The following is a 24,411-nucleotide window of genomic DNA, read 5'->3' as shown; positions in this document are numbered from 1 at the left end:
TATGAACGCCAATATATTCCTCAAAAGGACCAGTGCGTTGTTCTTGGCTTTGGCGTTAGCTGCCTGCTCGGCGCCTGAGTTTAAGCAGCCGGACATGGATGTCCCCCAGGCCTTCAAAGAGGCTTCCGACACACCTGTAACCGCTTCTGACGGTACTCGCTGGCAACCGGCCAAAGCGGCCGAAGGACAACCACGGGGTGAGTGGTGGCTGGCTTTCAATGATTCAACGTTGACGTCGTTGATTCTTGAAGCGACGAAGAACAACAACAACCTGGCCGAAGCAGCCGCTCGCCTGAAGCAGGCGCGAGCGATTGCCGGCATTGCTGAAGCAGACCGCATTCCCCAAATCGGTGTGAATGTTGGAGCAGAACGCAATAAGGCTTCACCACTGTCCAGAGGTCTCCCCTCAGGAACAGATGTGTCTCCGCAGAAGATCTATCAGGCCAACCTGACGGCCAGTTATGAAGTCGATCTCTTCGGGCGAGTTTCATCTAACGTAGACGCCGCCAATGCCGACGCAGCCGCAAGCGAAGCAACATATCGCTCGGTGCTTCTGTCGTTGCAGGCGGACGTGGCACAGACGTATTTCAGGCTTCGTGAGACCGACGCCGAATTGGCAACGCTGAATGAAACAGTCCGACTGCGTGAGCAAAGCGTACACGTAACGCAGCGCCGTTATGACCTGGGCGACATCGGCGAATTCGACCTCTCACGTGCGAATACGGAACTGTCGACTTCGCGTGCTGAGGCGATAGCACTACAAGAGCAACGGTCTACCAACGAACATGCGCTCGCGGTCCTACTAGGCAAGCCAGCGTCGAGCTTTTCTGCCAGTCCCAAGCCACTGAATGACATTGCGTCGCTGCCGCAAATCCCCGCAGGCATGCCATCGACGCTCCTGCAACGTCGTCCTGACATCACCATTGCGCAACGCACTATGGAAGCGTCAAACGCTCGCATCGGCGTGGCACGAGCTGCAATGTTCCCGGCTCTCAACATCAGTGCGGCGGGAGGTGGCCTAGGAACAAGCCTCGCTGATGTATTCAACTGGAGCAGTCGCTCGTGGGTGCTAGGGGCATTAATGTCGATGCCGATCATTGATGGCGGCAGAAACAAAAACAACGTCACCCGTAGCGAAGCTGCATTGGAAGAGTCTGTGGCTACATATCGCCAGCAAGTTCTGGTGGCGTTCGCGGAAGTTGAAGATAACCTGGCAGGCCTACGTATCCTGGCGAATCAGGCGAAACAGACAGATGACGCAGTAGTGTCGGCAAGGCGTTCAGAGCAACTGGCTCAGATGCTTTATGACGCTGGTCGCACCGGCTATCTGGACTTGCTTGAAGCCCAACGAAATCTGACCACTGTTGAACGCAGTGCAGTTCAGCTGCGGGGCAGCCGCGCAGTTACGACTGTAGCGCTGATTCGCGCACTCGGCGGTGGTTGGGATGTTCAGCCTAACCCCAAGCAGGTTGATCAGCCGATGGCGGCACCACTAGTCATCCGTTGACCCAAAAGCCATTGAGGGATCGTGAACGGCGCCCATCGACGTAAGGAACTGTTCCGGTCCTCCTCAGCACAAACATCCAATTTTGAGTAAGATTAAAGCTCGCTCAAAGCAGGCCAAATTATGTCAGTCAGTAACGTTCAATTTGCGGTCGCGTGCCATATTCTGTCCGTGCTCGCATATTGCCCTCGCGGGCAGGCCACATCTAAAGAGCTGGCCATGAGCGTTTGCGCCCACCCGACTTTTGTCAGAAAAACGGTCGCAAAACTAGGGAAAGCCGGTCTACTCAATACCACGCGTGGAGCTACCGGCGCTTGCACGCTTGCACGGCCAGCGGAGCAAATTACTTTGCTGGAAATTTATCGCGCGAGTGAGGCTTCTCCCGTGTTTTCGCTTCACAGCTACCCTGTTGAGGACGCTTGCGAAGTTAGCGTCAACATGAAAACACGCATGGATGATGTGCTAAAGGTGGCGCAGGCGGGTGTGGAGGAAAAGCTTGAGATGTTGACGCTTCGCGATCTGATGCCTAGCGTTTCGCTGGCAGATGCCTAGGTATATCTGTAAGCCAACACGCTATCAGTTCACCATTGCTATCAAGAATTGAATTACCTGTGCCCGCCCCTTCCTTAGCAAAGTAATCCAGCTGACTAAAAAAATGCTCATCGAGAGTCACGCTTTAGCTCAAAGCAATTGGACGCGAATTCCAGTGGCATTTGCGCTGCATGGAGGAAGCTCAGCAACCTTATCTGCCTACTGAGACACCTTATGCAAGGCTTCAATCTGCACGCATCTCCAAGCAATTCTTAGTCTGCCAATCTCACAGCAAAACGGGTTAAACAAACCAGATCCATTTGGATTACCTTGCTGATTTCTCTACTGTAGCGATCGCCAGTTTAGTCGTGCGGGATCCCCCAACCTTGGAACGTCCAATGCCAGATATGGCATGGAGTGCAGAAATATGATGAAGGGAAAGGCTGTTCAGTTGGTGCTTAATGAAGTCGAGAGTGGTCACGGAGATGTCATAGAGCGACTGATGCTCGAAGCGGATCACCTCATCTGCATGGTCGCGTTCGCGAAAAAATCTGCTTACAAGCTCATCAAAGACCTGTTGACCGATGCGCTGAAGAAAGGGCTAACCGCTAAGATGGCTATTGGTTTGGATTTCCACATCACGGAACCGTCGGTGTTGGCCGAACTGCTCAAGCTGACACGAAAATATGAGCTTGAACTCTATTTAAGTAATTCAGATTCTGCATTCCATCCCAAAATTTACGCGTTTCAGCGCGGCAGTGAATACTCAGTTTTAGTCGGATCAGCGAACCTCACCCATGGAGGTTTCTACGGGAACTACGAAGCGTCAACCCTGATAGCTGACCAGGATGGTGAGATGACAAAATCGATTCGTCAGCACTTTGATGAGATGGTGGCAGATAACGAGTTAATACCCGCAACCAAAAAGCGGATCGATGAATACTCCGCCGAATTCGTAATCCATGATGGATATCGGAGAGTCGCAAAGAGACGCGCTCAAAATCTCGCTCAGGCTCCTCAGGATCTGGCTTTGCTACGCCACATCCTTGAGCTAATGAAGCAAGATCGAACGGATCAGTGCTTTGAATCTCAACAACTTCTACGTGACAGAAACAGAAAAGACGCGAGGAGGATGCTACGTAATCCCGTCCAATTCCGAGGGCTAGATAGGCGGGCCTTCCAGACGCAGTACGAATCGCTCATCGCCCTCTTCCATTCAGGTGGCCTGCACCGACACAAAAACCGCATTTCGGATGCTTCAGGCAGATTCGTGGCCGCGGTAGATGACATCATCGCCCATCCTGAATTGCCCGCGGAAGATGCCTTTGAACTGCTCCGCGACCATTTCAGACTTATCACTGGCGCGGGTATAAACCTGCTGACTGAAATATTGCACGCTCTCGATAACAAGCGCTTTCCAGTAATGAACCAGAACGCAATCTTCGGAATGAGGATGGCGGGAATTCTTGACTACCCACTCCAACCCTTCAAAACGAACGTGAATGGCCTGACCTATGCTCGTTATTGTCAGCATGCCGGCCATGTGAGGGATGCTTTGGCCCTGGCAAATTTCACTGAGCTGGATGCGTTGTTCAATTATTTGTACTGGCGTGATCTACCTGAAGAAAGCAACGACGATTGACCCATTCGTAACCTCTTTCCGAGACATGGTGAGAGGGTCCCGCCTTACACCCCATACGCGAAATTCCTCATCAGGGATTTCTAGCGGACTAAACGTCGCTCAACTAATCTAAATTTTCGGCCTCCAGCCAGCCTGATATTGCACATGCAAACATAAAGGTTGATGGAATGGGCCAATCAGAACGCGTTTGGGTGATTTTCTGGTGATCGATCCAGAGGTTCCCCGTAAGGATTCCTGTAGCACTCAGGTGGTACAGCACAGGGGAAAACGGATGATTGTCGCCAATCTGGCTCTCCCCTTGACTGCTGTTGTTAGCGACAAAGGTGAGATGAAATCAATCGGTGGAACCTCATTAGCTTCGAGATTCCAACCTTCGAGCAACCTGAATGATCGAAGAGAACGCCAATGAAAGACTCCAATCACGAAATAGATCTCCAGCGTCGGGCAGTATTGGGAAGTTCAGCAGTACTGGCCGTAGGTTTGCTTGTGCCGCTCTCAAGCGTTTCTCTGTTGACGTACGCCGCTGAGAAGTCGCCTACATCTCAACAGAAACCCGAACACGCTGAGGCAAACGCCATGAACTCGATTACGACAAAAGATGGAACCCAGATTTTCTACAAGGATTGGGGTCCAAAGAATGCTACTCCGATAGTATTCCATCATGGCTGGCCATTGAGTGCGGACGATTGGGACGGACAAATGATGTTCTTTTTGCTCAAAGGCTATCGCGTGATCGCGCACGACCGGCGTGGCCACGGGCGATCGACACAAACCTGGTCAGGCAACGAAATGGATACCTATACCGCCGACGTTATCGAACTGACTGATGCGCTAGACCTCAAAGGTGCGATCCATGTGGGGCATTCGACCGGTGGTGGTGAAGTGGCAAGGTATGCAGCCCGGGCTAAACCTGGACGCGTGGCAAAAGCAGTACTCATCAGCGCGGTCCCGCCAATTATGGTGAAGTCGGAAAAGAACCCTGGCGGCTTGCCGCTGGAGGTATTCGATGGATTGAGAACAGCATTGGTCGCCAACCGTGCCCAGTTTTATAAGGATGTACCCTCAGGACCTTTCTACGGATTTAATCGACCTGGCGCCAAGGTCCTCCAAGGCGTAATCGATAATTGGTGGAGACAAGGAATGATGGGTGGTGCAAAAGCTCATTACGACTGCATCAAGGCATTCTCAGAAACCGACTTCACGGAGGATCTGAAAGCCATTCAGGTTCCGACGTTAGTCATGCATGGAGAGGATGATCAAATCGTGCCGTTCGCCGACTCTGCGCCGCTTTCAGCCAAATTGCTAAAGCATCCCACGCTCAAAACCTATCCGGGCTTTCCTCACGGGATGCCTACGATCAACGCCGATCAGATCAACGCTGATTTGCTGGCATTCATCCGCAGCTGACCTCAGCGCCGTGACGGTAGCTTCGTGCCGTCGCGGCATCTACATTTGCTGATACTCATAGAGAACAGAGGAAAAATCAGATACCGATGTTGTAGTACTCCTCAGTCGCTAATCCCGGGCAGTACGCGGCGAACGATCTATCTATTGATCGCATTGATAGTATACCGATGTTAGCGGCCAAACTTTGCCGCTTTATTCCTTCAAGGGTTAAAACGTGCCTTCCAGAACTCTAAGCACTTTTCAAAAGCACTTATAAAACGGGCATGCTAACTCAACAAACGCAGATGGCACTGTAATTGCTAGAGTGTTCTGGTACCCCAACAAAAGGAATGAAACATGATCATTGGTAGCCGCGAGATTCCACTCGCAACGTGGCATAAGCCCGTAGTGAATACGGATGCTGCAAAAGAGGCATCACTGTTCAGCTCAACAGCGCCAGCCCTTCCCTCCCAAGCTTTGTCCAGCAAAAGCGAGACATCAACTAGTTCTGGCTCCGACAGCAACCAGAACTTCGATGAAGCGTTCGCCAAGATGATGGTCAATCTAAAATTAGCTACATCTAATACGATCGAGGGCGAAGTTAGTCCTCAAGCGACCACAAAAATTATCAATATGGATAATAGTAAGGAGACCATAGCTGACGATAAAATTCTGGAAAATTCAGACGATCACCTGAGTTTGAGCCCTTATCAAAACTCCGCATCAGCTGAAAAGTCCGCTACAGAAAATTTTATGGATTACATGAACCAATCTGATGCGGAAAAGGCCAGGGAGCAACTGACCGGCGTCAGCAAGGAGGAATATGAGAAAATGACTCCTGAAGAGCAGGCTTCAATCGATAAGAAGGTTGCGGAGCTGACGAAGGAACAAGCGAAAATCGAGCAACAGGTGGTCAGGGCGAAAATTGCGATGGCCAAGGCTGAACTCGCCTGAGCTGATTGATCGCTTCGATCCGGGCAGGAGGCCCATTTTTTCTGCCTCGGATCGGAGCGAAATTGATAACAACAAGCTGTACGAACAGTCGATACGAGGATGTCCAACGGCTATGCCGTGACGCACACATAATCTCGAAATTCACAAAAATCCCGAGAGCGATCGCTTAATCTTGAAAGCTGAATGACCTCTGAATTAATTAACAATTTTTTCTTTAGCATAAATCATGCCAGCTAATCATATTTCACTTGACATCATTTCTATACTCTTAATACAATGCCCCTGAGGTCAACCCAGCCTCCCTCTTGGTCTACTTCCGACAGCGAAGCGTCGGGTATGCTTTTGAAGTGTTTTTGAAAACAAATAAAGCGTTCTCAGATCCATTTTTTTGAAGCCCGTCTGGGTAGGCTCTGCTCTGTATGGCTCCATCGCCACAGACGCCAATTTCCCATCCCGCCTCGATCTCTCCGAGCCTTCCCTGGGCCGCCAATCAACTCCATCTGACGAGGCTTAGAACTTCATCGTTCGGAGAACCCACGTAATTGATCCTGCTCTCAGCCAAAGATTGGCCAGATCCGACTGCCAGATGTTGTGGCAGTCACCCCAACGAATGCCTCTCAAAAACAGAGACAATGGAGTGCACCTGCATTCTCGTCATGCCCCCTTCACCAACCAGACAATTTGCTCCCTATTCTGACTACATGCAGGGTCGCAAAAAATTATCAGATCAGATTCCCTTGCGAACCCTCCCCGGCGCCTCTCCGAACACCTCCTTGAATTTTTTGCTAAATGCAGCTTGGGACTGATATCCCACCGCCGCGGCAATATCGCTAAGTCCCAAGTGTGAATGATTCAGCAGACTGAAAGCCTGCTCCATACGAACTTGCGTTAGCAGGACCCAAGGCGATGCGCCGGCCACCCTCACAAAGGATCGAGTAAAACTGGCCCTGGACATGCTCGCGACCTCAGCAAGGCTGTCGATGGTCCACTCAAAGGCCGGGTCTGCAAGCATCGCTTGCCAGGCTTTGCTCAGTCTTTTATCCGCGAGTAATGCAAGCGTGCCGCTGTCCTGGCCTTGAGTTGCTAAATGCGCGCGCAGTATCAAAGTAAATAGAGCCTGCGAAAGCGCGTTGAGCATCATCTTCGCTCCCGCCTGCTCATCATTGGCTTCTGTACGCAGTAGTGCCACGAGCGCCGTTATAGGGCCATTAGCGGGCAAAGCTCCACTTGGGATCACCAGATACGCCGGCAACGCGGAGAACAGCAGTGAAGCTCTGTTGTAGTGGAAGCTTCCGCATAGTAAATCCAGGTCGGGGCTGGCTCCACCGATACGATGTACCGGCAACACACCACCTGTAATGACCTGCGGCTTGGTTGATTCGACCGTTTTGCCGGGGCTGTGAATTACGTGGGCAGCTCCAGACGGCAGCAACAAAATGTCGCCCGCGCGCATTGGCAATCGCTGCCCGTCTGGAAATTCGACCCGACACTCTCCCGCCAGGACTATGTGATATGGCGCCACCCCCAGAGTTTCTTGCTGATGGTCTAGCGCCCAATCACCTTGGAACTGGCAACGTATATCCAGGCTGCCTCGCACGTTGGCCAGTGAGATCAGTTTGTCGATGGAATTCATTTGAGCTTATCGCTGAAAAAGCTGAGCGGATCGAACAAAACCACCTCCTCAGAAAAAGCAAAAATATCCCTGTCGAAACATTACACCTAACCTGTACGGGAGTTAACGCTATGTTCAATAACTGGTCCGAATTGCTGCCTACCGTTCAAAAAGCCTTTGGTGCTCTCAGCAAGACCAACCCCAAGATGGTCAAGGCTTATATGGCTCTTGGAGAAGCATCCGCGGAAAACAACGTCCTCGATGCAAAAACCCGTGAGCTGATTTCACTCGCCGTTTCCATTACTACTCGTTGTGACGGCTGTATCGCATCTCACACGGACGCGGCGATCAAAGCCGGCGCAAGTCGTGAAGAAATCGCTGCCGCCCTGGCGACTGCCATTTCACTGAATGCTGGCGCTGCCTACGTTTATTCATTGAGAGCACTGGAAGCTCACGACGCGCTGAAGAAATGATATTCCGCCACTTACACTAATTCAGGCACATCGAATGTGCCTGAATTTTTACCTCTAAATGTTGTGCTATCCGCGCTTTAAACCACCAATCCAGTGGAGAGCGCACATCGCCAAGCGCTTCCTATTCGCCTTCCCGAATTACCCTCTCAACCCCTGACACGATGGCTTTAGCTACCTTCGGCGTCACCGGCGCCTGGGTATGGACAACATCGTTGCGCGTATGGGCCCAGCTCATGATTTCAGATGTTGAACTGATAGGAATCAGCCTTTGCTCAGCAGCTTGGTCGACCAAATTTTTCAAGCTCATGGGCCTTCGAACGTCGGACCATGCATTTTTTTGCATTCGCTCCCTCAGCATCGCTTCGAGGTGCGTCATCGCCGCAATTACGGCCGCTCTATATTCCTTAGCCTCCAATAATCTCCGCGCTTCTGATCCTCTGGAATGCTCTCCATCAGGAGAGATGCGTCGCAAACCCTGAATCAACTGATCTACAAACTCATCCGAATCGCCTAGCCATGATTCTTGACGAAGAAGTACCTGCAACCCGGCAGCGTCTGCTGGAATCTGTTGATAGTCTTTGACAACCAGGATCAATGTGAATGGTTTGGAGTCTTTGCTTTTGCGCCGCGCCAGTGCCATCCGCAGCTCGGCAAAGGTCCATGACGATGACAGCTCTATAACCATGACTACGGCGCGATCGATCAGTGCTTCGATTTTTGCGCTGATGTTGTCACCGGGCGCCACCACGTCATCCGCAGTGACAGGCACAAGTCCGATGGCTTCTACCGCAGGAAATACACGCTCACGGTAAAAAGGTAACAAGTCCAGCTGGACGGAAAAAAAACAGAGGCGTGTTGCTGCGCTTCTAGGCAGCGAAAGCTCTCTGAGCGGCTTTTCTTCTGTGACTTTGCTGACGCTGATCACCTTCTCCATGACAAGCTCTCGCAGCTCGGCAAATGCGTCGGCTAATACGGCACCATATCGCTCCCGAGTCCCCGGAAGATTTATCACCTTAACGCCGCGCCGCTCAAACCTAGCAACATCGGACGGCTTGGCTCCTACGACGATCGTGTAAGCCATTCTGCGCATGCGTCCCAAGCGCTGGGATACAACGTGCCACATCTGGCGAAAGTCAGGATCCTCCAGGCTGTAGCCAATCAATACGGCTGTTTTCGTGATCAGTAGATTTGAGAGGTATGTTGCGAAAAGTGGGTAATTTGCCAAGAAGCCGTCGTAGTCAGATTCTGTGACCACCATCCTATTTGGGTGATGCAGATCGCCATGCAGCTTTAAAAGAACGGTCCCCGCCTTTGAAGCGTTAAGCGACAGTTGCTCTTCCTCCAAAATCGGATACACGACCCGAGGCTCCAATCGATACTGATGTTCCAAAAGAAAATCAAAATTCGTGGTGCACACGATATCGAACGGTATAGAACAGAAGCTGCGATGTGCCTCACCCGGCTGCGCCTCGTGCAGCAGTAATACCTCTGACAACCGATCCATCAGTCGGGCCCGACCAAATTCATGCTCATAGGCAGAAATTGCATCAAGCGGTCCCGTAGAGCTGAAGTCCGCGAGATCCGACTCTAGAATTTTTCCAAGCTCCCCCCAAAGTGGGGGCCGCGCGCCGGAAGGCACATGCGCGTTCAACGACATCCCGGCCCCTACAATGGGTAGCCAACGGCCGGAGACGAGATCGTCTAGAACCGGCTTCGGGAAAAACTGTAGGTACTTCGTGGCCATCCTTGCGCCCCCAGTGGAAAACGTCAATTAACAGAATGTGGCGCGCAAAATAGATTTTTCGCTTCCGTTAAACCGTTTCAGTTCGGATAAAAAGTATGTGCAGACTTAACACGCAGCTCTGCGTGGATCATCAGGGCTGAATGGGCAGCACGGAGACCACGTCGATATATTTATACTTGCGCTTCTTCGCCTCAGCTTTGGCTTCTTGCTCAGCGGTTAAAGTACTGAGTGTGTTTGCATCAAAGACCAAGACTTCCACCGCCCCTTCGAACTCTCTCGTTACGTGCAGTGTCACTCGAAGCTTCGGAGAAAGAGGTTTCGATGCAGGTCGCCTAGGCGGGCGAAATTGAACCTCAGACTCAGGACGCGGCTCAGCTAGAGGCGTCGTCACCGTGGGCTCTGACTCTGCATGTTTCGATGGGCCAAATAGCGCTTGGCGCATCTCCTCCTCACTTAGCTCCACTGCCATTGATTGTCACCCTTGTGTCTAACATTTGGAATCCCGAACGACGATCTACATCTGCGTTGGCAGAAGTAAGACGTACAGTCATATTTGTCACGCGGGCCGCGCATGATCACATTCGTTTTCGTAGGGAGATGACATCATATTTCAACCAGTAAAAATTTACGGAAGCAATTTCGTCACCCGCTTCGATGGAAAACGAAATTTTGGTGGTCGCCACCTGCGTAACGTTTGGATTAACTACACACTCCTGCTCCAGTACAGCGCTTACCGCTGGCCGATTTCCCTCGTGAGAGGGGCGATATCATCAGAACCTGAAATGTACTACCAGCAGGCAACTCCGACCTAGGCTTCAACCGTTGTTCTACTGGCTATCTGCTGCCGACAGTCCAAAGCTCGTTGATCTTTGTAGTGTAGCTCTGACTCATCATCTCCCGCCGCATAGCCCAATCTGGATTCGCCGGCACACTTGCAGATCGCAGTGTTCCCCTACCCCAACGACCATTGATCTTGTCTAACACGCCCATCAATTTCGTTGCCTCTAGCGACTGCGAGCGAGCAAAAAGATCTTCCGTGAACTCACCTGGCTTACACAAACTCAGGAGTAAAACCTCGGCCTTGCTATACCGGAAACCTGCGCGATACAGGGAATCGAGAGCATTCACTGCTGCTTGAGTCAGTAACCTAAGATCATCTGTCGGATATGGGAGATCAACGATCACCCCGTTCGCGTATTTTGCTTCATCAGGATTAAACATTCCCGTACGGATGGTTACGCGAATTTTCTTGCAAAGTGAACCTTGCGCACGGAGCTTTTCAGAGGCTCTCATTACATACGTTGCGACAGCTTCCTTGATGAGAGGTAGCTCGGTTAGACGTCTCCCGAACATTCTACTGCAACAGATTTCTTGCTTCGGAGGATCGGGTTCGTCCAACTCAAGACAAGGAGTACCCGCTAATTCCCTAGCCGTTTTCTCAATGACGACGCTAAATTTCTTACGCAACATCGTGGGATCAGCTTTCGCTAAGTCCATCGCTGTCTTGATTCCGAGCGAATCCAAATGCCCCTTCATGCGGCGCCCGACACCCCAAACCTCAGCCACATCTGTGTTGCGCAGCACCCAGTCGCGTTTTACCTGATCGCAAATATTTACCACCCCACCGGTCTGGGCTAGCAAACGCTTCGCGGTGAAATTTGCCAGCTTAGCCAACGTCTTGGTACGCGCGATTCCAACTCCGACCGGAATGCCGGTAAAGCGCAGAACTTGGCTTCGGATCTGTCTACCAAGCTCGTCCAGACCGTCGATACCCGTTAGATCCGCAAATGCTTCGTCGATGCTGTACACCTCGACCGTCGGCACCATTCCTTCGATCACGGTCATGACCCGCTCACTTATGTCGCCATACAACGCGTAGTTCGAAGAAAAGGCGACAATGCCGTACTGCCTCAGCTTGTGCTTGATTTGGAAATACGGCTCGCCCATTTTAACGAAGGGCTTGGCGTCGTAGCTGCGCGCAATGACGCAACCATCGTTGTTCGAAAGAACCACGATTGGAACCTTGGCTAGATCGGGGCGAAACACCCTCTCGCAACTGGCATAGAAGCTGTTGCAATCAATCAATGCGAACACTGGCTCGTGCTTATTAAACATGACTGCGCACGGTATTCGTGACCACTCCCCAAATAGCCAGCTCGTCACCCTCAAGAATGTATCTCGGTGGGTATTTGGGGTTGTCCGAAAGCAGAATCATCTGCTTCCCTCGTACACACAGCCTTTTGCACGTGGGTTCGTTATTCAGCAGTGCAACAACCACATCGTTATGGCCGGCCTCAAGTGCGCGGTCGACGATGGCCAGGTCGCCATCAAAGATCCCAGCACTCTGCATACTGTCGCCTGCGATAGATATAAGGTACACGTGGGGAGCCCGGATATTGAGGACCTCATCAAGAGAAATGTGCTTCTCAATGTGATCAGCCGCGGGCGATGGGAAGCCTGCGGGGACGCGAAACGAACCCTTGGGGAGCTTTGCGCCGCCTTCTGCAATAGGGCCTATCACCGTGAAACTCATATCAACGCCTTCTGCGAACACTGTATTTTTGTACAGTAAACGACGAAGTCTCGCTTCGGTCAATTTTCACATCAGAGTTTGCGACCGGTGGAGGCGAAATCAACACTGCCAACGTAATCTGGCAGTGCCCAACCGACTCAACTCGACCAGGAAGCGGAGTACCACCGAATTTGCCTGGCCAGCACCAAAAATCTAGTGGGCACTAGCTGGCAAGTGACCCTAATGGAGCTGGCTATGGGCATCGAAGCGTTTGCCACATACACCAATCCAGCTGAAGAACCTGATGGAGATCACTCGCCAGGTGAAAAGCCAGAGGGAAAGGAGCTGAATCGAGACATGCGATAGTTTTCAGGCGGACCACCAATGCAATCGGCGAATATTCTGCTGTACTCCGCAGCTGAGCTGTAACCAACCATCGCTCCGATTTGCAGTATTGTTTTTTTGCTTGCGGTTAATAATGGGAAGGAAATCAGCACACGCATTAACGATAAGATGGTTGCTGCGGAAAATCCCGAAACCTCTATGACTTCTACCTCCGAAAACTCATGGTCGCTTGCTTCGGTAGCACCCAGGGACCACCCTCTACGTGGGTCTGCCACTATCGAACCTAGGTAACGGTTAAGCATGGGATGTGCACACAGGGACAAAAGCCCGCAACGTGAGTAATTAAGCTGGATCATTTCTCGCAACGCCAGGACCAACCCGCATTTCAGGAAAGACTCCATAATAGGATTCGCCCCCCCTCCTTTTTTAATGACTTCCGAATGCAGCGTTTTCACCATTCGAATCAAAGGAGAGGCCGAAGATTGCGCGCTGGAGGGCAGCAGCAATCGATCGGGAAGCAGCTTAAAAAAAGCGGTGACTGCGCCATTTCCTCCGACCACACTTGCACATAAAATCTTGCCAGCTGATGGCCTTTTCACCATACCGATATCATCAGGTTTTTCTGCTGCTGAAGGTTGGGCTTGATGCTCAGGCGCTGGAGAAACGACGCAGTATTCATCGTTATTATTTATGAGCAGAAAATCACCTGGGCTCATCCAAACAGAATCGTCATCCTCAAACACCACATCACATCCCCCGTCTAAAACGAAGATGAACGAGCAGCAGTCATTCGTACGTATCTTGCGCGTCGATGAGTACTCCCCTTCAAACGCTAGGAAGGCCTCAAATCGAATTTCTGGGGCAGCTATTTTCAGCAAAGCGTCTAACACATCCATCATCGTACCCCGGCAATGAACACATTTATTAGCGCCAGCTAAATCTGGACTGCTGCACCGTTTAGACATGTGGTAGCGGCCGTTACCATGTTCAGCTTCGTAATGACGCGACATTCGAATTAAACCTGACGATCATCATACTATTACTCAAATGAATTAGAACTGTTTTCCAGGATCCAATGGAGAAATCGTCAGGGGAAGACGTACCCGTGGCGCGCAAGGAAGTGACGTTGCGTGCCAAATTTCCCCGCGCGAGGCATGACCACTGGTCAGATGGAGCACCGCTCTCGCATGATGTGGCAGCATCGCTCGAAGAATGCCAAAGCTCCGAACAACCCTTGATTGCAGCGGTTTCCAAGGCGTTTTTCGATGTAATTATCCAAGGTTATTTGTGTACGAGCCAGCGATTCTCGGCCTCATCCAAACTAACAACTCATCATGCTTCATATTGATTTGGATACTGCAAAGCCAATAAGATTACGGCCATCATGCAAATACAAGAAGGGATTCAAGTGAATCTTCGATACGCCGCCGTAGACGTGTTTACAGACACCCGGTTTGAGGGTAATCCACTGGCGGTCGTACTGGACGCTGAAGACCTCTCCTCCCTTCAGATGCAGAAAATTGCAGTCGAATTCGGCTTTGCAGAGACGACTTTCGTGCTTCCGCCGTCTGCTCAAGAAAGCACTGCGAGGGTCAGAATTTTCACGCCTGAACGCGAAATCCCATTTGCAGGCCATCCAAATATCGGCACTGCATTTGTGCTTGCCAAGGAAGTAGCAAGGCGTGGCGCTTCCATCCCCGACACCATCGTGCTTGAGCAAATAGCGGGGCCGGTTTCGATTAGTTTTCTGAAAGACAAATCGGTCGTAACTGGTGCTGAGTTGGTTACACCAGAAAGCTTTTCCATTTATTCAAAAGTTTCAGCGTCGTCCGCTGCGCTCTGTCTCTCTGTTGATTCCAACGATGTCCGGACCGTCTCCCATGAGCCACAGATTGCGTCCGTAGGATTGCCTTTTTTGATTGTTGAACTGACGACAAGAGACGCCTTACGCCGGTGTAAACCTAATCCTGTCGGATTCGGTGCGTTGCTACCTCTTGATGGAGCAGCGTCTGTATACGCGTACACCAGAGACGTAGGCAGCTCTACCTCTCCATGCGACATCGAAGCGCGAATGTTTACCAAGCGAATGACTGAAGATCCAGCCACAGGAAGCGCTGCTGCTGCCGCCAGCGCCCTAATTGCAAATGCCGATGGAGTAGCTGATCTCTCTCTTTTGGTAGGTCAAGGAGCAGATATGGGAAGGCCAGGCTTGATTTACACAGACGTACAAACCACGACACACGGAGTATTCGTTCGCCTCGGCGGACATTGCGTTAGCGTTATGGAAGGCACCCTTCATCTTTAGTCCGAAGATCCATTTTTAATCTCATGCTTATTAAAAATACTTCCTCCAGAAAACGGTGATGCGAGCAATCTACTCCGGCAGTTCTTGTGAGGCACTGCATTTGGTTGTCCTCAAATCACGTCGAAATTGAAAGCACATTTACAAGAACAAGACCGGCTGTGCCGAAAATCCCCAAGCGTGGTGACGGTGCCCCCTCGTCTCGCTGCCTCATAAAGACTGGTCCGAAAACATCACTATTTTTTATTCAACTGCCAATACAATTCGAGACAGCTAATAAAATGTCCAAGCGTATAGATCTCGCGGTGCCCTTCGATGAAAAAGAAGAGGCAAAAATGTTCGACGTTGAGTGGGACGACGAAAAACGAGTGTGGTGGACCACAGAGAGCAAAATGTGCGACGGTCTTACTCGTTGGCTCCCCTATGAACCAACCCAACTACATCAATTACATGCCCTTCCCGCCTTCACCTCCAGTGAATCTGACAAAATCCATTTACAAAAATTGGCCCAGAGCTGTGAGTTTCGTGAATGGATGCTTTTGATGCTCCCGGACGGGAAATGGGGAGCTTTTTGGCGAGCAGATTTGGACACTCCAGCAGCAACAGCCGTGGCAGCAGGAAATTATTTAGAAGGTTGTCGCTTTGTCTCGTCACTGCAAAACGAGGCTTTCGCATACATGCGGGAAAACCGGATGTACAACGGACCGCTCCGGTCTGAAGAGAGCACTTGGATGAAGGGTGAAGATGACGATGTCTACTCCGCCGCTGATAACGCCCACTGCGTTGGACACCTCACGATCGCAGGTAGGACGATAGAGATACACCTTCCGCTAGCCTGCGAGGAGCTGGTCGAACATCTCGAATCAAATGCACCATTATCAAAAGATAGCCACTTGGCTTTTGAGGTGCTCGACTACCTGGATCAGAACACCCCCGATAATGTGAAATACCCGCTTCCCGAACAGTTAGATCGTGCTGAAGAAATGTCAAAAAAAATGCACCTCCCCATTTCTAGGCTGGAGCGTTCAAATCGAGCAGCTTGCGCAGCATTCATCGATGCACATAAAGCTGACTTCACAATGTACCGTGCGATCGCGAGACAACTTGAGCAGGAAGGTTGGCCCCTGGTGAAGAAGGTCAATAATTACGTCAAATGGTCCTCAGCTCGGGCGATGCTTTCGGAAGGGATGCCTTGGGAGGTAATTGCACAGCAGTACGGTGTGAAAACGAAATTGACGATCGACAGATATGCAGCGCTGGCAACAGCGGCAGAGGAAGAAACACCTGAGCTACTGACTGAGCCTTTTTTTCAGAATCTGATCAAGCTATCGCTTGAAGGCGGCAGTGTTGAATCGGAAGTGAAGAAAATCGTGCAGGCGTGGGTATGGGCGGAATTCAACCGTGAGCGCTGGATCAGAAAGGTCTCCCGTACACTGCAAACCGAATTGATAAAAAAATGACCATGAGAACGCCCCTATTGGGGCAGGCTCAGCTTTAGGCTAACGGGCGAAAACCCGGAGATGATGCCTCCGGCCAAACTCACTTAAACGGTGTCGATGTGAAACTGTCCCGCGCGGAAAAGCGCTCGAAAAACTCATGCAAAGAGGGACATTTTTCCTTCCAATTGATGTCCGGAAGACGAAACTCGATGTAGGCCAAGGCAACCCAGACGATGATTTCACCAATTGTGAAGCGGTCCTTCTCGCGTGATCCAACCTCTCCATCCAGGGCCGACAGCGTTCTCTTAATAACGTTGTCTCGTCGGAGCGCGAGGAACGAGTCTGCCGATACGTTTCGTTCGAACTTCTTGGTGATCACCGAGGTGAAGGCAGCCTCCATCAATCCCTGCCCCAACCCAGCAAAATGTAAAGCGTGGGCTAGGTTCTCCTTTGGCATCAGTGGTTGCTGCGCAGACATAGAATCGAGGTACTGAACGATCAGCAACGATTCACTGATACCAATACCTTCGGGCGTGACAAGGACGGGTAGCCGACTTGCTGGATTGAACTCGATCGTCGGTGAGTTATGAGCCCAAGGATCCGCCCAAAAAAGCTGGATGTCATCGTGCAGTCCTTTTTCTAAAACGGCGACTCTCACTACCCGTGAGTAAGGAGAAGAATCATTGATGAAAAGCTGCATCCCATTTCTCCAGGCGAACTTCGGAATCGTGAAGGCTCATAAGCACCGGCCTCCTCGAATGTCACAGGACACGCAGGCGCTTATCTACGCACGCTACGAGCCATCACTAGGCGAACCTTGTTTTCCCGCAGATTGCGCGCAAAGTTTTCAGCCATCTTGCCAAACCGGTCGCCCATCACAAGCTTAAGCGTGGGGCCCTGCGCACCACTCTGCACTGCTGCCAGCTGGAAGCGATCAAACCATTCGATAATGTCCTGCGTGACGTCTTCCCACAGGTTGATCTGCAAGCCCGCGTTTTCCATCACCGAGCGCGTTTCAGCCTCAGTGAGTAGCACACTGTTCTCGCTACTTTCTGCCCAAGGTACCGGGTAGAGGACATCCTGCTGACCGTCTACGGCGAGCACGTCGAATGAGCCAAATACGCCGCCGGGTTTAAGGACGCGGTGGATCTCTTTGTACACCTGAGCCCTATCGCGGATGTTCATCACCACATGCTGGGTGTAAACGACATCGAAATGCTCGTCCGCAAAATCCAAGTCCAATAGATTGCCGACTTGATATTGAACGGCGCCGTTCAGTCCCGTTCTGTCAGCGAGCAGCTTAGCGACGTCGACGAACGATTCTGTGAGATCAACACCGGTTACATGACAGCCAAAACCCTCAGCTGTGTATCGCGATGGACCTCCCAGTCCCGAACCTGCATCGAGGACTTTTGACTCTGGCTGGATCTCCAAAAGCTCAATGAAGTCAGCTGTAGTTTTCAAACCACCACTGTGAAATTGATCGAGACCCGCGAGCTGCTCGCTGGTGATTTGACCCTCACCAATGTCTTCAAGCAAACGCTTCACCCGGGTGACAAGGTCTACGTCCTCAGAGCCACCCTCATAATGCTTTCGTATTACTTCTGATTTGTCGCTCACGTCATATCCTCAATAGCCGCGTGTATCAGGATGTCCTGATATCAGTGCGCAGGTTGGTCCAGCAAAAGTGCGAGTGGAGATAGCGGGCCTACGGGGATGAACTCAAACGTCATTAGCCCAGCCTTGTCCAAAGGCATTTTCGCGAACATATCGCGCGCCTCTGACACGTCAGTTACGTTAAGAACAAACACCACGCCACTCTTGTCAGTGCGTACGTTCCACTGCTCGATTTTCCCAGCCAGGCTGAGCTTTACCGTCTCACGCACCTCTTCTGGTAAAACGGCACTCACCGCATCAGGCGTGGCGGTAGGTGTGAGTGATCCGATAGCAATTATTTTGGTCGTCGGAACCTTCGGGAGTTGCTGTGCCGCAAACGCTGCGTTCGCGAGAGAGAAAGTGAGCGTCGCAGTCAGGGCGATCGCGAAAGAGCGCATTACTGTAAAGCGTGGTTTTGAGTTGGATCTGCGTTGGAATGTCATTTCAAAAGATCCTGCATCGTTATGAGTGAAGAAATTATCCGAACACTCAGGCCGTTCCCCTGGAGTGTTCAATTTTTGGAACCAGAAGCAATAACGCTGACGACCGCTTGCCCCCACAGATCGCACCTTCTCCCATGGCCAATTTCCGGCAGAGCCGGCTAATACGCCAAGTGATCGGATTCCTTCCCCTGCAAAATTCTTTGTTATTTGCGCAGACCATACAGCTGGCGACTATTCAATCCCCGACACCTTATCCGTCTCCCACCAGGTCCTCGACATAACAGGGATAATCGCCCTTCGCTCGTTGTGCCATCCCGATGTCGATGTCCAGGGTTGTAATCAACGATTGATCGTCAACAGGTCCAAGAGAGCCAATCTCCTTAGCGTGAGGCGAAAACAACATACCGCGGCCGCCGAAGACCACACCCCCTTGCGCCCTACCCATCCTGTTTGCGGTCGCTACAAAAGCGCCAGAAACCATAGCGGCCATAGAGGCAGCAATCTCCCAATAATGAACATCGGGATCAGATGCACGTGGCACGACTATCAGTTCGGCACCTGCACGGCCGTAATGCCGCGCGTGTTCGTTGAACATCAACTCAGTACACAAAAGAGCGGCAACCTTTACGCCATTGACGTCTATTACGTTGAAGCCAGGTTTCGCAGTTACAAACCATGCCGCCTCATAAAAGCCTGGCTCATTGGGAAAGAAATGTTTCTGATGCAGGAATTGGTAATCTCCATGAATCAACGCAAACGCTTCATTCGCCAAGCGATCATGGGCACTGACGGGCCGTGAAGAAATAATCGCCGGCAGTTGCAAATCCTTCAGCGCATCCAGTCCACGCTCATGATCGGCAATGGTCATCTGGGCCAGCTGATGGTCATAAGTGTCAGCCTCCGAAACCCACGCACCGAACGGCATCTCATTGGTTACCAAAATGTCTGGTTTATCTTCACCTAGGAGGCGAACGATCTCCTCCCAATTCGCATCACCTGGCCGTAAACCTTCCGGCCACTGTGCGAATGAAACCCTTAGCGAACCCATTGTGACGCACCCTCAATTTACCAATCGCCGGGGAGACTGTTTTACTGCCCGATTTGCGGTGTCGTTCCCGTATCAAAGTGAGATGTACTAAGTGCGCCTCGCTCAAATCGAGCGAGTGCACTTCTCGAAATACACGTCATTTAGGCGAGAGGTATGCGGCTTCTTCACTCGACAAAGATGATTTAACCCAGCGACCCGCATCATCGATGATGACTTCCTCAACACCATCTACAAGACCATCGAAGGCAAGCTCAACGACCATTTCAGGACTGGTTTTCTGCGCTTCAACTCCAGCAGCCATGTCGGTATCGATGTACCCAGGATGCACGCCTACCACGAAGGTGTTCTGACCACGCAGCTCGTTTCTTAGACCATTCGTAAGCGACCACTGCGCTGCTTTCGATGCACTGTACGGGCCCGACTCCTGAATGTTGAGCCAGCTCAAAACGGACAAGATATTGATGATCGCACCGCCACCCTGATTAGCTAATACAGGTGCAAATGCGCGTGTCATGAGCAAGGTGCCGATTGAGTTGACTTCAAAATGCTCTCGCAAGCTATCAACAGCATCGTCAGCTAACAGAGAACCGTATTTGAGGTAGCCCGCGTTATTGATCAATATGCCTACGTCAGGACACGATTGAGCAGCCTTCAAGACGCTCTCAGGATCGGTGATATCGAGTTCAATTGGATGGCAACCGGAAATTTTCAGGTCAGCTAAGTTCCGGGCGGCAGCGTAGACCTTCGAAGCCCCTGCCTTCAAAGCTGCGGAAACAAAAGCCTTGCCTAACCCTCTATTGGCACCACTTACAAATACGACTTGCCCGCGAATTTCCATACACCCTCCGGCGGTTTTGTTGGGCAGTTGTATGCCCTTCGGTTGTATTAAGTTTTCTTCGCACTGCATGACAGCTGTTTCTTCAATACGAGCCGCCGAAGCCTCAGCTCCTCGCATTTAGTCGCCCAATCTCTGAGCCCCTCGCTGTTGGTATTTCTCCTGCCGACCAAGCATGATGATCATAATGCTTCAAGTCAACCACTCTCCCCTGAACTACACAAACATCCCTTGAGCATCGGCTCAGCTGTCGAGCCGCCTTAGGCTTGGCTGGGCGCTCCTGGTACTGCGGATCTATGGGTGAGAAACCGATTTTTTAAAATGCCAACTACCGCAAGGTCAGGCTAGGTGGAGTGTCCATTGATGCTATAACTCCGAGCGGTTTTCCTATTTACGAGTTCTTTCAGCAGATGCATCCCTTCTGGCCAATCGCCTAATCCGCTATCACCGTTGATGTGCCCAAGCGGGCCCAGCGAGTGAAAGTCACTTTTCCAGTGACGAGCTTTTACCTTCGAATAGCCGAGTGCGTCATACGGATCGTTAGTGCTCGACACGATTAGAGAGGGGAAGCGCAGTGGTTCTGCTGGGACGGTGTTGAAGCTTGGGGCTGTATCGGAAAAGCCTGGGGTATGTGGATCAGGAACCGCCACCAACATCGCTGCCGACACGGGGAGAGATGAAACCTGTTGCCAAGAGGCAACAAGAAGGCAGCCAAGGCTATGGGCAACCAGCACAGGAGGTGAGCTGGCTTTGCTTACTATAAGCTCAAGGGCCTCAATCCAATCACTCAACTCTGGATCATCCCAACTGCGCGGTTTGAAACGCCTTATCGAAGGATCGTTTTTTTCCCAGCGAGATTGCCAATGTGCTTGGCCAGAACCACCAAAACCCGGCACCATGATCAACTCAGTCATTTCTACATCTCCAACGACGCACCGCATCGTTGCACGTGGGAATTATCCTATTGTCCAAGCCTCCTAAAATCGTTTTGGATATCCGTTGCGCATCACCCGCGAGTGATCTCAAAGGCTAGATGGGTGAGCACCTAGCACATCCAACCTCGCGCATTAGCTCAGTATGTCTCGATGCTTATGAATGAACTGTGCAGGAGTCATCAAAGGGCCACCGATGATTTCAGCCCCTGTGGTGTCAAGCCCCTCAAGCCGTCGCTCTTGCTGATCAATTTTCACTGCTTTGAAGTGAACTGCGAACGAGGGGTCTCCATCCCAGCCAAGCGTCTTAACGAACGTGTCAGCATCGACTTGCTCATATCGAATGGGTCGACCCAACGTCTCCGTCAGCACGTCAGCAAGTTCTTCGTGGCTATATTCAATTGGGCCATGCAAAGGGTAAAACTGATTGGCATGGCCATCAGGTTTATCGAGAATTCCGGCGACAATCCGAGCAATATCTATCGCAGCGATTGGAGCAAACCGGCTGTCTCTGTCGAAGGGAGTTAAATAGCGACCTTGTCGTATCTCCGCGGCTATGTAGAGCATCCATTCTTGGAAGAAGGTAATTCTCAAATGAGTGGTGGGTACACCTGACCAAGTGAACACCTGCTCGGCCATCCAGTGGTTCAAAGTAGCTTGGCTATGAGCGTCAGGCCGGGCTTGCTTATGCGACATGTTGACGACGTGCTTAACGTTATTTTCTAGTGCTGCTTGCGCGAAAATCGCGGCAGCTTCGACCAAGCCGCTACTCAGGGGATAAACGAAGTACGCACCGTCCACACCTGCCATCGCAAGCCGGACTTGCTTAAGGCTCAGCAAATCGCCGACGAAGATTTCCGCTCCCATGTCTTTGGGTTTTTGAGAGCGTTCATCTTCCCTGTGAACGAGCGCATGTACACGGTGGCCTTTTTCCAGCAGAAATTGAACGGTTGGACCACCTGTCGCACCGGTCGAGCCTGTTACTAGAAATGTTTTCACAAGATTAGTCCTGAGTAAAAACCACCAAAAGGAATAGAATATTAGGAGTGAATCCGTCCAAGCAGTACGATCATCATGCTTCCGTTGCCCGAGCTTGATGGGTACACTCCCCTACGTCAAATATTTTTTTCATTGGATCTTGAGAACCGTTATGCGCTATCCGGCTGAGGAAACAGCAGAAAAGCACCGACGAATTTTGGAGCAGGCTTCCATCTTATTTCGTGAGCGTGGCTTCTCTGGCGTCAGCGTCAGTGAAGTCATGAAAGCAACAGGCCTGACTCACGGTGCGTTCTACAACCACTTCGAATCGAAGGACGACTTGATTGCTAAGAGTTTAGGCGATGCATCGTCAAAAGCACTGGCGACGCTGAAAGATGCTGGAGAGTCGATAGAGCTGATGGAGCAGTACATTCAGGAATACCTTACCGAGTCGCATCGAGACGATACGGGGAACGGTTGCCTGATGACGGCGTTGGGTTCAGAGGTCGCGAGAGAGCCCTCTGTGCGCCCTACCTTCACGCGTCATTTTAAGGGCGTAATCGAGAGCATGGCAGCTCCATTTGTGAAAGCCAAAAAGCGCAACTCACGGCGCCACGCAATTCATCAGATTTCTAGCATGGTCGGCGCGATCATCTTGGCTAGAGCGGTAGATGATCCAGAGCTATCTGAAGAGATCCTGCGAGAAGTGCGTACTGAACTGAGCTGAGTCTTCCACTCAAGCGAGTTGAACTCGTTACTGGATTTCTCGCCCGGAAGGTGAAGCAAGGCGCCTTCCGCCAGATACCTTGATGTCCTCCTTCCTGATCACGAGCTGATATGTCATCCGACATATAATCTCAATTGTGACCGTTGAAAAATTTGTGGTGAGGTACCATTACCTCCAATCCCTTACCTTGGATTGCTACACGTTACTGCTCGACCAAGCCGGCAGTCATCGCGTTATCGGTAAGCAGATCGTACCTCCCCCAAAATTTCTTCTGACAGTTCATCGTCGTCAACTGCCCTGGCAAGGACCATTGCTCCAACCATCGAAGAAAGCATTCTGATGGAGTCTCCTCGGGCATCTTGTTCTGCGGCCCAGGGGAAATGGTTGGACATCATTTCGATGACACCTAGCAAATAATGTGAGAAGTGTTTTTGAGTTGACACTTCGTTCCTCACCTCCCCTCCCAGTGCACTCATCAAGCAGCCCGTGCCTGGTGAATCTCTATGCTCGATGCTGAGGAACCGTTGAACATATTCGACCATCGACTCAGGTGAGTCGGAATGCTCGCCCATTTCCTGCAACGATTCCTTTGCCGCATATTCGATGCAGGCTGCCATCAAGGATTCTTTCGATTTGAAATGGTTATAAAAAGGACCATGCGTTAGTCCTGTGGCCTGCATAATTTGACTAACGGTCACACCATTGAAGCCTTTCTCACGAAATAGTCGACTAGCCTCAATAAGAATCCGTTGGTGCTTTTCCGCTGTCTCGGATTTTGGATATCTCATAGCGGTAACTCAATTGATGACGGACTTGACAGGTAGCATGACACCCATCATGCTTAAATCGCAAGCAGGGCAAAACCAATGGTTGTGCCCGGTGGAAGATTAACGAGGCGAAAACGCGGGTAAAGAGATTCCATTCGCGACCATCCTTTCTCCGATGGATCCGGCTTTTTACCCTAAACGATTGTCTCCAGCTTCCAGCGTATGGTCCCTACATCTGTGAGGAGCACCGTAAGTGAACGCTGATTTTATCGATGAAAAGTGTCTAAAAAGCCGCGTTGCGGCTATTACTGAAGACACATACTTTTCGGCTATTGTCCTATCCGCTCGACCCTCCTCCTGCTGCTCCTTCTCCTCTGATTTTTTTCGCATTGATATGCCTCTGCCTGGCTATCCACCTCCGTCATAAATGAGGCGCCGTTGCAGCTTATGCGGTCTCTTGTAACCGCACTAATTGCACATTTTTGCGACGCCCGTCGGCAGACGCGACGGTATCGATGAATGGGCCAACAGAAAGAACCCTTCAAGAGGCGCAGGTTTTTCTCAGCAAAAGCGGGCACACC

General features: G+C 51.2%; 23 protein-coding genes. 9 read left to right on the top strand and 14 right to left on the bottom strand.

The window, feature by feature from the left end:
* Position 1: 1 nt before the first annotated feature.
* From PMI37_RS05835 to PMI37_RS30900, 5 genes are all read left to right on the top strand, one after another.
* Positions 2–1,507, top strand: a complete 1,506-nt coding sequence (locus PMI37_RS05835; RefSeq protein WP_008078991.1) for an efflux transporter outer membrane subunit — start codon at positions 2–4, stop codon at positions 1,505–1,507.
* Between the two features lie 120 nt (positions 1,508–1,627).
* Positions 1,628–2,056, top strand: coding sequence for an RrF2 family transcriptional regulator (locus PMI37_RS05830; protein WP_008078990.1), 429 nt, complete (start codon positions 1,628–1,630; stop codon positions 2,054–2,056).
* A 406-nt stretch (positions 2,057–2,462) separates the two neighbouring features.
* Positions 2,463–3,677 (top strand): phospholipase D-like domain-containing protein, encoded by a 1,215-nt coding sequence (locus tag PMI37_RS05825; protein ID WP_008078989.1) that lies wholly within the window; start codon positions 2,463–2,465, stop codon positions 3,675–3,677.
* A 576-nt stretch (positions 3,678–4,253) separates the two neighbouring features.
* Complete coding sequence (locus PMI37_RS05820) at positions 4,254–5,084, top strand: alpha/beta fold hydrolase (RefSeq protein ID WP_008078988.1); 831 nt, start codon at positions 4,254–4,256, stop codon at positions 5,082–5,084.
* Positions 5,085–5,420: 336 nt separating this feature from the next.
* A complete protein-coding gene (locus PMI37_RS30900; RefSeq protein ID WP_008078987.1) occupies positions 5,421–6,017 on the top strand; it encodes a hypothetical protein in 597 nt (198 codons plus the stop codon).
* Positions 6,018–6,744: 727 nt separating this feature from the next.
* On the opposite strand, the gene PMI37_RS05810 is transcribed toward PMI37_RS30900, so the two are convergent.
* Positions 6,745–7,650: an AraC family transcriptional regulator gene (locus PMI37_RS05810; protein WP_008078986.1), complete on the bottom strand. Its 906-nt coding sequence runs from the start codon at positions 7,648–7,650 to the stop codon at positions 6,745–6,747.
* Positions 7,651–7,760: 110 nt separating this feature from the next.
* On the opposite strand from PMI37_RS05810, the gene PMI37_RS05805 reads away from it, so the two are divergent.
* Positions 7,761–8,102 (top strand): carboxymuconolactone decarboxylase family protein, encoded by a 342-nt coding sequence (locus tag PMI37_RS05805; protein ID WP_008078985.1) that lies wholly within the window; start codon positions 7,761–7,763, stop codon positions 8,100–8,102.
* Positions 8,103–8,223: 121 nt separating this feature from the next.
* Here PMI37_RS05805 and PMI37_RS05800 read toward each other — a convergent pair whose 3' ends face one another.
* The 5 genes from PMI37_RS05800 to PMI37_RS05780 all read right to left on the bottom strand — a co-directional run bounded on the left by PMI37_RS05800 (position 8,224) and on the right by PMI37_RS05780 (position 13,713).
* Complete coding sequence (locus tag PMI37_RS05800) at positions 8,224–9,846, bottom strand: SIR2 family NAD-dependent protein deacylase (RefSeq protein ID WP_045123002.1); 1,623 nt, start codon at positions 9,844–9,846, stop codon at positions 8,224–8,226.
* A 130-nt stretch (positions 9,847–9,976) separates the two neighbouring features.
* Positions 9,977–10,315 carry a hypothetical protein gene (locus tag PMI37_RS32435; protein WP_045123001.1) on the bottom strand — a complete coding sequence of 113 codons (339 nt, stop codon included), beginning with the start codon at positions 10,313–10,315 and terminating at the stop codon, positions 9,977–9,979.
* A gap of 365 nt (positions 10,316–10,680) precedes the next feature.
* The gene (umuC, locus tag PMI37_RS05790) at positions 10,681–11,961 is read right to left on the bottom strand and encodes a translesion error-prone DNA polymerase V subunit UmuC (protein WP_008078983.1); all 1,281 of its coding nucleotides are present in this window, start codon (positions 11,959–11,961) and stop codon (positions 10,681–10,683) included.
* Positions 11,954–12,379 carry a LexA family protein gene (locus PMI37_RS05785; RefSeq protein WP_008078982.1) on the bottom strand — a complete coding sequence of 142 codons (426 nt, stop codon included), beginning with the start codon at positions 12,377–12,379 and terminating at the stop codon, positions 11,954–11,956. The genes umuC and PMI37_RS05785 overlap by 8 nt, the downstream gene beginning before the upstream one ends.
* A 290-nt stretch (positions 12,380–12,669) precedes the next feature.
* Positions 12,670–13,713: a cupin domain-containing protein gene (locus PMI37_RS05780; RefSeq protein WP_008078981.1), complete on the bottom strand. Its 1,044-nt coding sequence runs from the start codon at positions 13,711–13,713 to the stop codon at positions 12,670–12,672.
* A gap of 374 nt (positions 13,714–14,087) precedes the next feature.
* Between PMI37_RS05780 and PMI37_RS05775 the strand changes: the two genes are divergently transcribed.
* Together PMI37_RS05775 and PMI37_RS05770 are read left to right on the top strand one after the other, a co-directional pair.
* On the top strand, positions 14,088–15,008 hold the full coding sequence (locus PMI37_RS05775) for a PhzF family phenazine biosynthesis protein (protein WP_008078980.1): 921 nt from the start codon (positions 14,088–14,090) through the stop codon (positions 15,006–15,008).
* 278 nt (positions 15,009–15,286) lie between these two features.
* On the top strand, positions 15,287–16,465 hold the full coding sequence (locus tag PMI37_RS05770) for a DUF5710 domain-containing protein (protein WP_045122999.1): 1,179 nt from the start codon (positions 15,287–15,289) through the stop codon (positions 16,463–16,465).
* Positions 16,466–16,544: 79 nt separating this feature from the next.
* On the opposite strand, the gene PMI37_RS05765 is transcribed toward PMI37_RS05770, so the two are convergent.
* The 7 genes from PMI37_RS05765 to PMI37_RS05740 all read right to left on the bottom strand — a co-directional run bounded on the left by PMI37_RS05765 (position 16,545) and on the right by PMI37_RS05740 (position 22,357).
* The gene (locus PMI37_RS05765) at positions 16,545–17,144 is read right to left on the bottom strand and encodes a glutathione S-transferase family protein (protein WP_008078978.1); all 600 of its coding nucleotides are present in this window, start codon (positions 17,142–17,144) and stop codon (positions 16,545–16,547) included.
* 80 nt (positions 17,145–17,224) lie between these two features.
* Complete coding sequence (locus tag PMI37_RS05760) at positions 17,225–18,064, bottom strand: class I SAM-dependent methyltransferase (protein ID WP_008078977.1); 840 nt, start codon at positions 18,062–18,064, stop codon at positions 17,225–17,227.
* Positions 18,065–18,105: 41 nt separating this feature from the next.
* On the bottom strand, positions 18,106–18,543 hold the full coding sequence (locus PMI37_RS05755; RefSeq protein ID WP_008078976.1) for a hypothetical protein: 438 nt from the start codon (positions 18,541–18,543) through the stop codon (positions 18,106–18,108).
* A gap of 250 nt (positions 18,544–18,793) precedes the next feature.
* Positions 18,794–19,591: a carbon-nitrogen hydrolase family protein gene (locus tag PMI37_RS05750; protein ID WP_008078975.1), complete on the bottom strand. Its 798-nt coding sequence runs from the start codon at positions 19,589–19,591 to the stop codon at positions 18,794–18,796.
* A 136-nt stretch (positions 19,592–19,727) separates the two neighbouring features.
* The gene (locus tag PMI37_RS05745) at positions 19,728–20,498 is read right to left on the bottom strand and encodes an SDR family oxidoreductase (RefSeq protein ID WP_238552686.1); all 771 of its coding nucleotides are present in this window, start codon (positions 20,496–20,498) and stop codon (positions 19,728–19,730) included.
* Between the two features lie 272 nt (positions 20,499–20,770).
* Complete coding sequence (locus PMI37_RS31160; RefSeq protein ID WP_008078973.1) at positions 20,771–21,340, bottom strand: RBBP9/YdeN family alpha/beta hydrolase; 570 nt, start codon at positions 21,338–21,340, stop codon at positions 20,771–20,773.
* A gap of 153 nt (positions 21,341–21,493) precedes the next feature.
* Complete coding sequence (locus PMI37_RS05740; RefSeq protein WP_008078972.1) at positions 21,494–22,357, bottom strand: NmrA family NAD(P)-binding protein; 864 nt, start codon at positions 22,355–22,357, stop codon at positions 21,494–21,496.
* A gap of 151 nt (positions 22,358–22,508) precedes the next feature.
* Between PMI37_RS05740 and PMI37_RS05735 the strand changes: the two genes are divergently transcribed.
* On the top strand, positions 22,509–23,063 hold the full coding sequence (locus PMI37_RS05735; protein ID WP_008078971.1) for a TetR/AcrR family transcriptional regulator: 555 nt from the start codon (positions 22,509–22,511) through the stop codon (positions 23,061–23,063).
* A gap of 233 nt (positions 23,064–23,296) precedes the next feature.
* On the opposite strand, the gene PMI37_RS05730 is transcribed toward PMI37_RS05735, so the two are convergent.
* Entirely contained in the window at positions 23,297–23,851 is a 555-nt protein-coding gene (locus PMI37_RS05730) for a TetR/AcrR family transcriptional regulator (protein ID WP_008078970.1), read from the bottom strand.
* Positions 23,852–24,411 lie beyond the last annotated feature (560 nt).

It is taken from the genome of Pseudomonas sp. GM80 (assembly GCF_000282515.1).
In the GTDB taxonomy this organism is placed as follows: Bacteria; Pseudomonadota; Gammaproteobacteria; order Pseudomonadales; family Pseudomonadaceae; genus Aquipseudomonas.
Note: the sequence above shows the minus strand (reverse complement) of the source record. Positions and strands in the feature narration are given on the sequence as shown.

What these genes read in the sequence shown, in the direction of transcription:
- PMI37_RS05835 (WP_008078991.1), top strand. Translation starts at nt 2, where the DNA reads ATGAACGCCAATATATTCCTCAAAAGGACCAGTGCGTTGTTCTTGGCT.
- PMI37_RS05830 (WP_008078990.1), top strand. Translation starts at nt 1,628, where the DNA reads ATGTCAGTCAGTAACGTTCAATTTGCGGTCGCGTGCCATATTCTGTCC.
- PMI37_RS05825 (WP_008078989.1), top strand. Translation starts at nt 2,463, where the DNA reads ATGATGAAGGGAAAGGCTGTTCAGTTGGTGCTTAATGAAGTCGAGAGT.
- PMI37_RS05820 (WP_008078988.1), top strand. Translation starts at nt 4,254, where the DNA reads ATGAACTCGATTACGACAAAAGATGGAACCCAGATTTTCTACAAGGAT.
- PMI37_RS30900 (WP_008078987.1), top strand. Translation starts at nt 5,421, where the DNA reads ATGATCATTGGTAGCCGCGAGATTCCACTCGCAACGTGGCATAAGCCC.
- PMI37_RS05810 (WP_008078986.1), bottom strand. Translation starts at nt 7,650, where the DNA reads ATGAATTCCATCGACAAACTGATCTCACTGGCCAACGTGCGAGGCAGC.
- PMI37_RS05805 (WP_008078985.1), top strand. Translation starts at nt 7,761, where the DNA reads ATGTTCAATAACTGGTCCGAATTGCTGCCTACCGTTCAAAAAGCCTTT.
- PMI37_RS05800 (WP_045123002.1), bottom strand. Translation starts at nt 9,846, where the DNA reads ATGGCCACGAAGTACCTACAGTTTTTCCCGAAGCCGGTTCTAGACGAT.
- PMI37_RS32435 (WP_045123001.1), bottom strand. Translation starts at nt 10,315, where the DNA reads ATGGCAGTGGAGCTAAGTGAGGAGGAGATGCGCCAAGCGCTATTTGGC.
- umuC (WP_008078983.1), bottom strand. Translation starts at nt 11,961, where the DNA reads ATGTTTAATAAGCACGAGCCAGTGTTCGCATTGATTGATTGCAACAGC.
- PMI37_RS05785 (WP_008078982.1), bottom strand. Translation starts at nt 12,379, where the DNA reads ATGAGTTTCACGGTGATAGGCCCTATTGCAGAAGGCGGCGCAAAGCTC.
- PMI37_RS05780 (WP_008078981.1), bottom strand. Translation starts at nt 13,713, where the DNA reads ATGTCGCGTCATTACGAAGCTGAACATGGTAACGGCCGCTACCACATG.
- PMI37_RS05775 (WP_008078980.1), top strand. Translation starts at nt 14,088, where the DNA reads ATGCAAATACAAGAAGGGATTCAAGTGAATCTTCGATACGCCGCCGTA.
- PMI37_RS05770 (WP_045122999.1), top strand. Translation starts at nt 15,287, where the DNA reads ATGTCCAAGCGTATAGATCTCGCGGTGCCCTTCGATGAAAAAGAAGAG.
- PMI37_RS05765 (WP_008078978.1), bottom strand. Translation starts at nt 17,144, where the DNA reads ATGCAGCTTTTCATCAATGATTCTTCTCCTTACTCACGGGTAGTGAGA.
- PMI37_RS05755 (WP_008078976.1), bottom strand. Translation starts at nt 18,543, where the DNA reads ATGACATTCCAACGCAGATCCAACTCAAAACCACGCTTTACAGTAATG.
- PMI37_RS05750 (WP_008078975.1), bottom strand. Translation starts at nt 19,591, where the DNA reads ATGGGTTCGCTAAGGGTTTCATTCGCACAGTGGCCGGAAGGTTTACGG.
- PMI37_RS05745 (WP_238552686.1), bottom strand. Translation starts at nt 20,498, where the DNA reads ATGCAGTGCGAAGAAAACTTAATACAACCGAAGGGCATACAACTGCCC.
- PMI37_RS31160 (WP_008078973.1), bottom strand. Translation starts at nt 21,340, where the DNA reads ATGACTGAGTTGATCATGGTGCCGGGTTTTGGTGGTTCTGGCCAAGCA.
- PMI37_RS05735 (WP_008078971.1), top strand. Translation starts at nt 22,509, where the DNA reads ATGCGCTATCCGGCTGAGGAAACAGCAGAAAAGCACCGACGAATTTTG.
- PMI37_RS05730 (WP_008078970.1), bottom strand. Translation starts at nt 23,851, where the DNA reads ATGAGATATCCAAAATCCGAGACAGCGGAAAAGCACCAACGGATTCTT.